Annotated in this window: 12 protein-coding genes and 1 pseudogene; 7 read left to right on the top strand and 6 right to left on the bottom strand. The window is 55.7% G+C overall.

Translation table 11 applies throughout. The annotated features are described in order from the left end of the window. Window positions 1–33: 33 nt before the first annotated feature. From AC2FC2_RS01730 to ompC, 3 genes are all read right to left on the bottom strand, one after another. The gene (locus tag AC2FC2_RS01730; RefSeq protein ID WP_209632329.1) at window positions 34–864 is read right to left on the bottom strand and encodes a 5'-nucleotidase, lipoprotein e(P4) family; all 831 of its coding nucleotides are present in this window, start codon (window positions 862–864) and stop codon (window positions 34–36) included. A 21-nt stretch (window positions 865–885) separates the two neighbouring features. Beyond that, window positions 886–1,737: a GNAT family N-acetyltransferase gene (locus tag AC2FC2_RS01725; RefSeq protein ID WP_404760060.1), complete on the bottom strand. Its 852-nt coding sequence runs from the start codon at window positions 1,735–1,737 to the stop codon at window positions 886–888. A gap of 332 nt (window positions 1,738–2,069) precedes the next feature. Continuing rightward, complete coding sequence (gene ompC / locus AC2FC2_RS01720) at window positions 2,070–3,167, bottom strand: porin OmpC (RefSeq protein WP_209632331.1); 1,098 nt, start codon at window positions 3,165–3,167, stop codon at window positions 2,070–2,072. Window positions 3,168–3,408: 241 nt separating this feature from the next. On the opposite strand from ompC, the gene AC2FC2_RS01715 reads away from it, so the two are divergent. From AC2FC2_RS01715 to dinG, 4 genes and pseudogenes are all read left to right on the top strand, one after another. Next, window positions 3,409–4,059 carry a glutathione S-transferase family protein gene (locus AC2FC2_RS01715; RefSeq protein WP_490658616.1) on the top strand — a complete coding sequence of 217 codons (651 nt, stop codon included), beginning with the start codon at window positions 3,409–3,411 and terminating at the stop codon, window positions 4,057–4,059. A 135-nt stretch (window positions 4,060–4,194) separates the two neighbouring features. Further along, entirely contained in the window at window positions 4,195–4,527 is a 333-nt protein-coding gene (locus AC2FC2_RS01710; protein ID WP_490308531.1) for a carboxymuconolactone decarboxylase family protein, read from the top strand. After that, window positions 4,517–4,903, top strand: coding sequence for a tautomerase family protein (locus AC2FC2_RS01705; RefSeq protein WP_209632334.1), 387 nt, complete (start codon window positions 4,517–4,519; stop codon window positions 4,901–4,903). Before AC2FC2_RS01710 ends, AC2FC2_RS01705 begins: the two co-directional genes overlap by 11 nt. 62 nt (window positions 4,904–4,965) lie before the next feature. Further along, window positions 4,966–7,057, top strand: a pseudogene (dinG, locus tag AC2FC2_RS01700) (ATP-dependent DNA helicase DinG); the annotation flags it as partial. 107 nt (window positions 7,058–7,164) lie between these two features. Here the strand turns inward: dinG and AC2FC2_RS01695 are convergent. After that, a complete protein-coding gene (locus AC2FC2_RS01695; RefSeq protein WP_209632336.1) occupies window positions 7,165–7,599 on the bottom strand; it encodes an Lrp/AsnC family transcriptional regulator in 435 nt (144 codons plus the stop codon). 135 nt (window positions 7,600–7,734) lie between these two features. Between AC2FC2_RS01695 and AC2FC2_RS01690 the strand changes: the two genes are divergently transcribed. Further along, window positions 7,735–8,649, top strand: coding sequence for a DMT family transporter (locus AC2FC2_RS01690; RefSeq protein ID WP_404760056.1), 915 nt, complete (start codon window positions 7,735–7,737; stop codon window positions 8,647–8,649). Here AC2FC2_RS01690 and AC2FC2_RS01685 read toward each other — a convergent pair. Further along, window positions 8,608–9,960 (bottom strand): DHA2 family efflux MFS transporter permease subunit, encoded by a 1,353-nt coding sequence (locus tag AC2FC2_RS01685; RefSeq protein ID WP_404760055.1) that lies wholly within the window; start codon window positions 9,958–9,960, stop codon window positions 8,608–8,610. The two genes, AC2FC2_RS01690 and AC2FC2_RS01685, sit on opposite strands and share 42 nt — an antisense overlap. 113 nt (window positions 9,961–10,073) lie before the next feature. Here AC2FC2_RS01685 and AC2FC2_RS01680 point away from each other — a divergent pair, with 113 nt between their 5' ends. Together AC2FC2_RS01680 and AC2FC2_RS01675 are read left to right on the top strand one after the other, a co-directional pair. Continuing rightward, window positions 10,074–10,988: a LysR family transcriptional regulator gene (locus AC2FC2_RS01680; protein ID WP_490308529.1), complete on the top strand. Its 915-nt coding sequence runs from the start codon at window positions 10,074–10,076 to the stop codon at window positions 10,986–10,988. A 56-nt stretch (window positions 10,989–11,044) separates the two neighbouring features. Next, window positions 11,045–11,674, top strand: coding sequence for a LysE family translocator (locus AC2FC2_RS01675; RefSeq protein ID WP_209632340.1), 630 nt, complete (start codon window positions 11,045–11,047; stop codon window positions 11,672–11,674). 2 nt (window positions 11,675–11,676) lie between these two features. Here AC2FC2_RS01675 and AC2FC2_RS01670 read toward each other — a convergent pair whose 3' ends face one another. Then, on the bottom strand, window positions 11,677–12,513 hold the full coding sequence (locus AC2FC2_RS01670; protein WP_265556334.1) for a helix-turn-helix transcriptional regulator: 837 nt from the start codon (window positions 12,511–12,513) through the stop codon (window positions 11,677–11,679). Window positions 12,514–12,592 lie beyond the last annotated feature (79 nt).

The following is a 12,592-nucleotide window of genomic DNA, read 5'->3' as shown; positions in this document are numbered from 1 at the left end:
GGGGGCGAATACATTCGCCCCACTCAATCAGGGTTACTGCTCGTTCCAGGCCTTAATGGCCTGTTGGCGGATCTGCAGCTTTTGCTCTGGTGTCAGTTTGTTATAGTCCTTCGCCATGCCGCTTTCCCAGTCGCCATACAGCGGGTTCGGCAGCACGATAAACTCGGTGCCAAATTTGCTTTGGTTTTCGCTGACAAAGGCCCGACGTTGGGCGTTATCCTTGTGATAGGTCGCCGCGCCGAAATCGTTCAGGTTGTCACCGGCATACACCACGACGTCGTAACCGGCGTTTTTGATGGCGTCGAAACGCGGCTGCTTGTTGGAGGTATCACCGCTAAGCAGCACGGTTTTTTCCGACATGCCGGTAAAGCCCAGCTTCTGCATGTTGGCGACGGTGGCAGCGTATTCAGACTGTTTACGGTTTGAAACGTAGAACATGGTGCCCTGATGGCTATTGACGTACCGGGCAAATTGCACGGCACCCGGCACGGCACCGGCTTGTTCTGCCTGTGACCATTTTGCCCAGGTTGCAGCTGCAAAAGGTTGGCCCTGCCGCGCTTGCCAGCCAGAATAGGGGCTATTGTCCAGCATGGTTTCGTCCAGATCCACAACCACGGCTTTCTTCTTGCCTGGCGTGACCTTGGCGTGATCAAACGCCAGTCGGGCGCTGTTGAACGCCTGGTGCGCCAGTGCCTGATATTCCCCGGACTGCTGGAACCAGTTCAGTGCCAGCACGGATTGATCCGCCAGGCGCTGTTGGGCTTGCAGATCCGTTTTCGGTGGCTGCGCGCAGCCAGCCAGGGTCAGTAGCGCAATACCGATTGCTGCGCCAAGGGTCACTTTTTGTCTATGTATTCCTGCCATAAAGGGATAACTCTCTGTTTGTTATTGTGGTGTTTCTAAGGTCATGGTCATTTCAAACTGGCGTAACGGATCTTGCTGCCAGCCGAGTCGATCAAAGAAGGGGGCTGCCACCTCGGGAACGTAAACGTTAGCCGCCAAGGGTAAGGGTGAAAACCGTGCTTGCAGCGCCGCCAGCATCGTTCGGGCATGGCCTTGGTTGCGGTGCTCCGGCGGCACGTAAATCATGCGCAGAAAGCACTTATCGGCACCCACCTGCACCACGGCATAGGCAAGGTGTTGCCCAAGGCTGAATGCGTGGGGTTTACCGGGCAGTTTAAACAGCGATTCTGGAGCGATCAGCCAGGGCAAACTGGTGGCACCCTCGGCGACCAGGCGGTGAGAAACGAAGAGCGGATCGATCTCCTGCAGTGGTGCAACCTCGGCCTGGCTTTGTTCTGCGGCCAAGTGGCCGGTCAGCGTCCGGACGATGCGCAATCCTGCCTGGTGGTATAGCGCAATGGCGGGATCGTTACCTTCTATCACCTCCAGCGACAGCTGACGATCGCCGCGCTTATGCGCATCGGCGACAATCCGTTGCATCAGCGCTTTCCCCAACCCTTTGCCACGCATTTCCGGTCGGATAGACAGCGCCGACACCCGGCTGTGTAAGCCACGTCGGCTAATCAACGCCAGTGCTACCGGTTGTTGCTGATGGGTGACGATAATGCTGTCGTTCAGGCTGAGATCTTCCGCGCCAAAGCGGCGGGCGAAGGTGTCGCCGTCAATCACAAAACGTACAATGTAGTTTTCAAAACAATGGCAGAGGATCTGCGCCAACGCGTCGCTGCTGTAGCGCAGGGCGCTTTGATACTCAAAGAGTTCCTCGGTGTGCATGATGTGTTCCGGTTTAAAGTGGACGCGATATACCCATCATCTTTCAAATTGCAGACCTGTCACCCCAGTGGCTGTAGGGGCGCAGCATGCGGCGCCTCTACGATAGCTGGGGATGAGCGAGCCGGTCGCCCGGCTGCAACGTGAAAGCTGTAGGGTATACATCTAGACCTGATTGTTTTACAAGGCAAGTTTCGGCGTGCGGTTACGGGATGCAGAACGGCGATCGGGCGGGAAAGAGGGGAAAAGCACCAATGAAAAAAACCGGGCGTAGCCGCCCGGCGAAGTAACATATCAAGTGAAGCTAAGGTTTGCAGTGGTGGTTATTCATCACATCAGAACTGGTAAGTCAGGGCGACGGCGATGACGTTGTCATCTTTCAGACCCAACTTATTGTTGCTGTCGAGTTGGTTGATTTTATAATCAACATAGGTCGACATGTTCTTGTTGAAATAGTAGTAAGTACCTACGTCGATATATTTAACCAGGTCGGCGTCGCCGATGCCTTCAATATCTTTACCCTTCTGCTGAACATAACCCAGTGATGGGCGCAGGCCGAAGTCGAACTGATATTGTGCAACCAGTTCCAGACCTTCTGCTTTATTGGCAAAGCCGCTGACGGAGGTAGATGTATTATTAATGGTCGCCGTGCCAGAAATAGGCGCGATATTGCGGCTTTGTGAATAGGTTGCTGCCAGGTAAACGGCATTATTGTCGTATTTCAGACCGCCAGCCCAGATATCGGCTTTGTCGCCTTTGCCGAAGGTGCCCGCTTTTTGGCCGGCAGTACGGTTAGAAGAAGCATAGGCTGCGCCCACGCTCAGGCCGTCGATAATTTCATAGCTGGAAGACAAGCCCCAACCGTCACCGTTCGCTTTGCTGCCGGCGCGGCCGTCATTTTCGTTCTTGCCTTGGTACTGAATGGCAAACTTCAGACCGTCAACCAGACCGAAGAAGTCGTTGTTACGGTAGGTTGCAACGCCGTTGGTACGGCCATTCATAAAGTTGTCGGTTTTGACGTAAGCATCATCACCGAACTCAGGCAGCATATCCGTCCAAGCGCCGACGTCATAAATAATGCCGTAGTTGCGACCGTAGTCGAATGAACCGAGGTTTTTGTATTTCAAACCGGCGAAGCCCAAACGCGTTTTGGTGTCTTTCGCGCTGTCGGATTCAGAATGGTTCGCTGAAATCTGATATTCCCACTGGCCATAACCAGTCAGCATATCGTTAATTTGAGTAGCGCCTTTAAAACCGATACGCACATAGGTTTTGTCGCCATCATTGCCGGTATCGTCAGAGAAATAGTGCAGTGCTTTTACGCGGCCGTAAAAATCAAGTTTGTTGCCGTCTTTATTGTAGATTTCTGCTGCCTGTGCTGTCTGCGCAATTAAAAGTGCCGGAATAATAACGGCCAGAAGATTACGTTTCATGATTTACCCTGCTTTATTCGATTGAAAGACGCTTATCATCAGTTGTACTGCTGTTTCACTGTGCCGCTTGATTGTTTGCAGCGCAGGTTTTTTACCGCAGTTATGTGATCTATTTATGACAAAATATTCATTTTCATATCGAACGATTAAAAAAGTTGCGGAAAGTGTGAATTTCTTCCTCGAGCAAGTGTCAGCGACTGGTCTACAGTTAGCGATACTGTTCCTGATTTTAGGAAAAATCATGCGTGAAACTTATACGTTATTGGGTACCCGCGGTTGCGGCTCCACGATTGTTGCCGCTGCTCTGGAGCTAACGGGGTTTCCCTGGGGCTACGAGGAAGTGGACTATCAGTTGGACAGCCCCGAGCGCGATCGGCTGCTGGAACTGAACCCGTTGGGGCAGGTTCCGACACTGATTCTGCCCAATGGGGAAGTGATGACGGAAAGCGCGGCAATTATTCTGTTGCTGCACGATCGTGCCCCGCACGCTGAGCTGGTGCCGCATGCGGGGTCTGCATTGCTGCCACAATTTTTGCGGTGGTTGCTGTTCATCAACGCTGAAATTTATCCTACTTTTACCTACGCTGACCATCCTGAAAGATGGCTGCCAAAAGCGCCGGAGTCAGAACAATTAGCGGCCGAAATTTTGCGCTATCGCCAGCGACTGCTGTTGCAATTGGCCAGTGCCTGTGACGGTGGCCCCTGGTTTCTCGGCAGGAGCTTCAGCGCACTGGATCTTTATGTGGCGGTAATGTGTCATTGGCGGCCGGGGCAGCGTTGGTTCCAACAGCATTGCCCGACGCTGAGTGCCATCGCCAGGAAGGTTGAGCAGCGCGCCGAATTTAACGCCTTGTTCCAAGCGCATTTCGATAATGTGGCCCCGCTCGAATAGGTGTTGCCTTTCAGGCTGAGTTGGGGGGCATTAACCATCCTGTTTTTATGAACCTTCAATACTAAAAATCCCGATTTTCACCCCTGAGGTTAAGGGGTAGCGTAACGCTATCCCTTAAAACAGCAGGAGTATGTGATGCAACCTTCCCAACAGACGGCACAGCAAGCATTCGGTGACATTGCCCCCAAACTGGCACAGCTCAGTGACAGCGTATTATTCGACGACGTTTGGCAGCGACCGGACCTCACTCCGCGTGAACGCAGCCTGATCACGGTCGCGGCACTGGTGGCACTTAACCGTGTGGAGCAATTGCCTTTTCACCTGCGCTTGGCCGAACGCCATGGCGTGAGCATTGAACAGCTTGCCGAGTTGATCACCCATCTGGCTTTCTATGCCGGCTGGCCTGCGGCAGCCTCCGCCGTGGCGCGCCTGCGTGAACTGAAACAGGCGTCGTCCCATGCCATTTAGCCGCATCGCTTTGCATCAGGGCAAATCGGAACACTACCTGAAAACCCTGTCCGATAGCCTTCATCAGGCATTGGTCGAAACCTTCCATGTGCCGCCAGCCGATAAGTTTCAGGCTATCGACCAATACCGCCCTGGCGAGCTGATTTACGATCGTGACTATCTGGGCGGCCCACGGTCGGAAGATTATGTACTGTTTTACATCACCATCGGACGTCCGCGAGATACCGCCACCAAACAGCGCTTTTACCAGCGGTTGGCGCAACTGCTGGCGGAAAACATAGGGTTACGTCCGCAAGATGTGATGGTGGTGATCACCACGACGCAATTGGATGAGTGGTCGTTCAGTGCGGGGCGCGCTTCAATGATCGAAGGCTAGGCTGACGCGGCAGTCGGTCTGTGGGACAATAGCGCCATCATTTCGTAGAGATATAGAGTTGAATGGCGCTCTCCCCCGCAGTTAAAGATCAGATTGGCCAGTGGTACAAAGCCCTGCAGCAACAAATACCGGATTTTATTTCCCGTGCACCGCAACGGCAGATGATCGCTGAAGTCGCGAAAACGTTGGCGGGGGATTATTCGCGCCACCTGGCGATTGAAGCGCCCACCGGTGTAGGCAAAACCTTGTCCTACCTGATCCCGGGGATCGCCGTGGGTCGCGCAGAAAGCAAACCCTTGGTGGTCAGTACGGCTAACGTGGCGTTGCAGGATCAGATCTACAGTAAAGATTTACCGCTGCTTAAGAAGATCATTCCCGATCTGAAGTTTACCGGCGCCTTTGGTCGTGGCCGCTATGTTTGCCCGCGTAATTTAGCGGCGCTGAGCACAGACGTCAGTGAGCAGGGCGATCTGACACTGTTTCTGGATGACGAACTGGCACCTTCGAGCGGTGAAGAGCAAGCGTTATGCCAAAAACTGAGTAAAGCGCTCAGCCGCCATGAGTGGGACGGGTTGCGCGACCATTATCAACTGTCGATTGACGATCCGCTGTGGATCAAGCTGAGTACCGATAAAGCCAACTGCCTGGGGCGCAATTGCCACTATATTCGTGAATGCCCGTTTTATATTGCCCGCAAAGAGATTGAAACTGCCGATGTGGTTGTGGCTAACCATGCGCTGGTGATGGCGGCGCTGGAAACCGAATCGGTACTGCCGAATCCCAAGGAGCTGCTGCTGGTGCTCGATGAAGGCCACCACCTGCCGGACGTTGCGCGTGATGCGTTGGAGATTGACGGTGAAATTACCGCGCTGTCGACCAATCTGCAATTGGACATGATCGTGCGCCATGTTGAACAGTGCATGACGCAATATCGGCCAAAGAACCCGCCGGGCCTGACGAACGACGAACGCTTGAAGAACCACTGTGAAGAGATGCGCGAACTGATCCAGATTTTTGAACATCAGGTCAGCGCCTTTCTGCCGACAGATACGGTGATCGCCGAACACCGCTTTGAAATGGGTGAGCTGCCGGTAGAGATGGTGGAAACCAGTGCACGGTTATTCAAACTGACGGATGCCTTACGCGGGGTGGCAGAGTTCATACTCAACGATCTCAGTGAACAGACCGGCAAGCACGATATTGTGCGTCTGCATCGTTCGATTATTCAGATGAGCCGCACCTTGGGGTATCTGGAGGCCATGAGTAAGCTCTGGCGACTCGCGGCGCTAGACAAGTCCTCTAATGCCCCCATCTCAAAATGGGTGACGCGTGATCTGCGGGATAACGTGACGCATCTGTACCTGCACTGCGTGGGTATTCGCGTCAGCGATCAGCTGGAAAAACTGCTGTGGCGCAAGGTGCCGCACGTGGTGATCACCTCGGCAACGCTGCGTTCATTGAACAGTTTTGCGCGCCTGCAAGAAATGAGCGGGTTGAGCGAAAAAGCCGGCGATCGTTTCGAAGCGCTGTCTTCACCCTTTAATCACGTGGAGCAGGGCAAAATTGTTATCCCGAACATGCGTTTTGAACCGGCGATGGCCAATGAGGCCGAACATCTGGAAGAGATGGCGCGCTTTTTCCGCGCCGAACAGGCCGGTGGCAAGCACAAAGGCATGTTGATTTTGTTCAGTAGCCACCGGGCAATGCAAACTTTTCTCAGCTATGTCACGGATCTGCGCTTGATGTTGCTGGTACAGGGCGATCAGCCGCGTTACCGGCTGGTGGAAGAACACCGCAAACGGGTTGAGAAGGGCACTGCCAGTGTGCTGGTTGGCCTGCAGTCGTTTGCCGAAGGGTTGGATCTGAAGGGCGAACTGCTGACCCAGGTGCATATCCACAAGATTGCTTTCCCGCCGATCGACAGCCCGGTGATCCTGACCGAAGGCGAATGGCTAAAATCGCTGAAGCGCTATCCGTTTGAAGTGCAGAGCCTGCCGAGCGCCTCCTTCAACCTGATCCAACAGGTGGGCCGGCTGATCCGCAGCAATGAGTGCCATGGCGAGATCGTGATTTACGATCGCCGCTTGTTGACCAAAAGCTACGGTTCGCGCTTGTTGGCGTCACTGCCGGTGTTTCCCATTGAACAGCGGGAGGTGCCGGACGCTGACAAGGCGCACAAGGCTGCGCTCAAATCCGCCGCAGCGGCGGAGAAAAAAGACAAAAAACGCAAGAGCCCGTACGCCCGCCGGCGCACGCGCTAATCAAAGCAGGGGCGGCAAACGACGCTTCACCGGCGTGGTTTTGACGATGGCGGTGTTGCTCTGCGCCCGCTCGGCCAGTTGATCGAGGATCTGGTCGAGCTGCTCCATCGAATGTGCCACCAGTCGCACGATAAAGCAGTCCTCGCCCGTCACCTTGTCACACTCAATCACCTCCGGGATATCCTGAATCATCTGCTCGACCTTCTTCAGCATGCCCGGCAGCGGCTTGATGCGTACCAGTGACTGAAAAGCGTAGCCCAACGCCTGCAAATTGACGTTCAGCGTATAGCCCTGGATGACGGCGTTCTCTTCCAACCGTCGCAGACGCTCCGAAGTGCTGGGCGACGAAAGCCCAACGCTGGCGCTGAGGGTTTTGAGTGAGACTCTTGCATCCTCAGCAAGCAGCGTCAGGATCTGGCGATCAATATCATCCATATAGCCTCCATTAGGTTATTTCTGTTTTATGCCTTCAATAAAAAGGCAGTTAAGCATATTGGCCTTTTTTATGCCATGGAAAGCTGGAGGGTAAAGTCGCAAGCTAAGTCTATTGGCTGATTAGAGGAAACAACGATGAATGCAGAGATAAAACGCGGCTCGCTGGAGATGATTGCCGCAATGCTGATTTCCGGCACCATTGGCTGGTTTGTGCTGATGTCCGGTCAACCGGTGATTAATGTGGTGTTCTGGCGCTGTGCAGTGGGGGCACTGGTACTGCTGGCCATCTGTGCGGCACTCGGCCAGTTGCGGCGTGATGTCCTGACGCGGGCCACGCTGCTGTTGGCGATTGCCGGCGGTGTCGCGTTGGTGGTCAACTGGTTATTGCTGTTTGCCGCTTATTCCTATGCATCCATCTCCATCGCTACCGCGGTGTATAACACCCAGCCTTTCATGTTGGTGGCCCTGGGAGCACTGTTCCTCGGAGAGAAACTGACTGCCCGCAAGCTATTGTGGTTGGTGTTGGCGTTTGTCGGCATGATGCTGGTGGTGCTGGCGCAGCCTAAGCAGACGGGCGGTCAGAATAACTACCTGCTGGGAATTTTGCTGTCGTTGGGGGCGGCCTTTTTTTATGCGCTGATGGCGCTGGCCGCCAAGCGGCTGAAGGGCACGCCGCCGCACCTGATCGCGCTGATCCAGGTTACGGTCGGCGTGGTGATGTTGTTGCCGTGGGTTGATTTTCACGCGCCAGCCAATGTTGGGCAGTGGGGAATGCTGGCGACACTCGGTGTATTACACACCGGGCTGATGTACGTGCTGCTGTATGGCGCGATCCAAAAGTTGCCAACCAACCTGATCGGTTCGCTGTCATTTATTTATCCGATTGCTGCCATGCTGGTCGATCGGTTGGCGTTTGGTCATCGGTTGGTCGCCCTCCAATTTGCTGGTGCTGCGATTATCTTGCTGGCGGCCGCTGGCATGAACCTGTTAGGCGAACGTCGTATCCGCTCAACGGCGATGCCAGACAGCAAGCAGGCCTCCGAACAATGAGAGCAGCAACAGCAGCAGCATCACGGCCTGGTAGCCGTAGGTCGGATAAATCAATGCTGCCAGGGCTAACCCAACCGCGCCGCCAAGATTGTGCAGCGTCCAGGTAATCCCCAATGCGCTGCCGCTTTGCGCCTCGCTGACGGTACTCAGCGTTGCCAACACCAAGGGGCCGAGGATGCATCCCCATCCTAGGCCCATGAGGGCAAAGGCGCCAAGTAATAAGGGTAACGGGCTGCCGGCGTTAAACTGGCTTTGCAGTGCGGCAGAAGCGGCCAACGCGGCAAAACCAAGGACCAGCGCCGGCTGCGGGCCGGACTTATCCACCCACCTGCCGACCCAGGGCGAAATCAATGCCATTACGGCGGTGGTCGGCAACAGCAGCAGCCCCAGCATCACGCCCTCATAATGGCGGGTGTTTTCCAGATAAATGGGCATCAGGAAGAAGGCGGCACAGTAAAAGAAGGCTAACAGCGCGCTTAACAAACAGACACGCAATAACGCCGGACGCCGCAACAGCGCTAAGGGTACCAAGGGAGAGTGCGCTCTACGCTCGACCGGCACCAGCAGGATCAGTGTGGCCACCGCCACTGACGCCGTGAGCCACGTTTTCAGGCTCAGCCACCCCCACTGGCCACCTTGGCTAATGGCTAACAGCAATCCGGCAACGCCAGTCACCAGCAAGATCAGGCCGGTAATATCCAACGTTGCACCTTGCTGTGCGCGGGATTCCTGCACGGTGCCCAGGCAGAAGGCGAAACTCAGCGCGATCAGCGGTACGTTCAACAAAAATACCCAGCGCCAGCCAAGCGTGCCGACCAGCAAGCCTCCGGCGACCGGACCGATGGCCAACCCCAGACCGTTAACTGCCAATAAAATGCCAATTGCGCGACCGCGCTGCTGGGGGGGCCAGGCATCGGCGACAATGGCGGTGGTGGCGGTATACAACACTGCGCAAGCTGCGCCCTGCACAAAGCGCCAAACATTGAGCAGCTCAATACTGCCCGCCAGCCCCGCCCCCAGTGACGCGCCGGCGAACACCAACATCCCGCAATACAATACCCGGCGGCGGCCGTACAGGTCTGCCAGTCGCCCAGCGCTGACCATAAAGGCGCACAATGCCATGACGAACAGCGTCATGACCCATTGCACCTGACTCAAGGGCGCGGCCAATTCGCGCTGAATGGCGGGAATGGTGGTATTGACGATAGTGAAATCGATGCAGCCCAAAAAGCTGGCGATACTGATGCCAATCAGCAGCCGCCACAGGCGCGGGGTACTGACGTCGGTCAGAATTTCGCTGCGTTCACTCATCGGGTATGTCCTCGGTTAAAAAGCCTGCCTTCAGTGTACTCAGTGCTTGTTATAGCCAGTGGCGGTGTTTCATCGTTTAATAGGCGAATTAATATCGTCAATAAGAGGCCAGCATGATTTCCAGTGAACGGCTACATGCGATCCGCGCTTTTGTGCAGGCGGTGCAGGCGGGGGGATTTAGTCGCGCAGCAGAGCAGTTGGGGCTTTCCCGTTCTACCGTGGGGAAAGCCGTGGCGCGACTGGAACAGCGGTTACAGGTGCGGCTATTTCAACGCACCACCCGCAGTCTGTCTTTGACTGACGAAGGGCAACTGTTTTATGACGATTGCCTGAAAGCATTGGCAGCGCTGGAAGCGGCGGAAAACCAGCTCGCGGCCCGCGCCCATACGCCAGAAGGGCGATTGCGGGTATCGCTACCGGTATTGTTTGGCCAAAAGTGGGTGATGCCGCCGCTATTGTCGCTGGCGGATCGTTACCCTCGGTTGCAGATCGACGCGTTGTTTTCCAACCGTAGGGTTGATCTGGCGGAAGAGGGGATCGATCTGGCGGTGCGTATCGGTTTACCAGGCGATGCGGCGGCAATCACCGCACGCCAATTGGGTGAACAACAGCAAATACTCTGTGCCGCCCCGGCCTATCTGGCGCGGCAAGGCGAGCCAGATAGGGTCGCTGAGTTATCGCGGTATCAGGCGGTGGGCCTGTTACGCGATGGGCGTAGCCCGCCCTGGCAGTTAATGGATGAACAAGGAAAAGTACAACGCGTGACTCTGCCGACCCGTTTGCGGCTGAGCAATATGGAGGCGGCACTCAGCGCAGTTTGCGCAGGACAGGGGATTGCCATGTTGCCGCGTTGGCTGGCGCACGACGCACTCGCTGCGGGGACATTGCAAGAGATTTTGCCAGGCAGTTGTGGCGCGGGACTGGCGATTAACGTGGTGTGGCTGAAAGGCATCACCATGCCGCTACGGGTACGGGTAGCCATTGAGGCGCTGCTGTCGGCCTTCACGCCCAAAGCACCTTGGCAGTGATTTAGCGCTGGCATATGATAACGCCTGCTTCCCACCATGCTGCGTACGGGTGACTTATGATTGACGCTTCCACCATTTTGCTGTTTTCCGGCGCCTGTCTGGCGCTCGCGGTCACCCCAGGACCAGATATGTTGCTGATTGCTTCACGCAGCGTTAGCCAGGGGCGTCGAGCCGGTTTTGCCTCTCTGGCGGGCATCCAACTGGGCACCTACTGCCATGCTCTGGCGGCGGCCCTGGGTTTATCACAACTGTTTGTCGCAGTACCCTTGGCCTACGATACGGTGCGGCTACTGGGGGCGGCGTATTTACTGTATTTGGCATGGAAAACGTTACGTTCTGGCAGCCATTTGCAGGCATCTGCCGGATTAACGGCAGTGCCAACCGTCCGAATTTTCCGGCAAGGGTTGTTCACCAATATCCTCAATCCCAAAATGGCGCTGTTCGTTTTGGCACTGTTCCCGCAGTTTATCGATCCGCATGCCGGTTCACTGGTGGCGCAAATGCTGCTGCTCGCGACAGTGCTAAATCTGGTGGGTTTGGTGATTAACGGCGGGCTTATCATGGCTGTCAGCAGCATGAAAAGCCGCTTTGTCGGCCGCCAGTTCAGTGCCCGTTGGCCGAACTACCTGCTGAGCAGCGTGTTCGCCGGGTTGGCCTGCAAGTTGATTTTTGACAGCCGTAAATAGCCTTACGCCTGTAATAACGCCTCAAACGCCGCGCTGGTCGGGCATTGCGCCAGCGCGCTGTACATCACCAACCGCAAATGATTTTCCTCATCGACAATGAACGACGCATGTTCAAACGTCACCTGACCGGCACCGGGCACATTGAACGTGCGCTCTCCCTGACAACGGCCGTGAATGTCATGCTGTTGCCACAGCTGGCGAAACTGTGGTGAGACCTGTTCCAGTGCCTGTACTCGTTGCTGCATGGTGGCATCTTCCGGGGCGCGGGCGTAGTCACGACGGAAGCTGGCAAGGATTTGCGGCGCTTGCGCCTGCCATTCCACCAGACGCTGGTTGAGGTGTGGATCGGCGAACAGCATCCACAACATGTTGCGCTGTTCTGCCGGGCGGTCGCCAATGGCGAACAGCCGTTCCGCAGCAGGGTTCCAGGCGATGATGTCCCAACTCAGGTTCATGACGTAAGCCGGACGAAGGTGCAGATCGTCCAGCAGACGACGCACCAGCGGCGAGACCTGGCACCATTGATGGCCAACCGGTACGGGGGGACGTTGATGTGCCAGCAAAAACAGATGGTAACGGGCGGTTGCATCCAGCTTCAGCACACGTGCCAGGTTCTCCAAAAAATCCACCGAGACGTTGATTTCCCGCCCTTGTTCCAGCCAGGTGTACCAGGTGAGGCCGACCCCTGCCAGCGCGGCGACTTCTTCACGCCGCAGTCCCGGCGTACGGCGTCGGGTGCCGCTTGGCAGACCGACAGCCTGCGGTGACAATTTTTCGCGCTTTTGACGCAGAAAATCCGCCAGATCCTGACGGGTTCGGTTGAGGGTACGTGGCGGCATAGTGACTGTCCTGTTGCTCTCAGTAATAGTATAACTGGCTATATAGTAACAGTTTAGGACATGTTCCATACTGCTGCCA

The organism is Serratia sp. CoH_122_TC_1 (assembly GCF_058191755.1).
The sequence above is the reverse complement of the archived record's forward strand: the minus strand, read 5'-3'. Positions and strand labels throughout refer to the sequence as shown.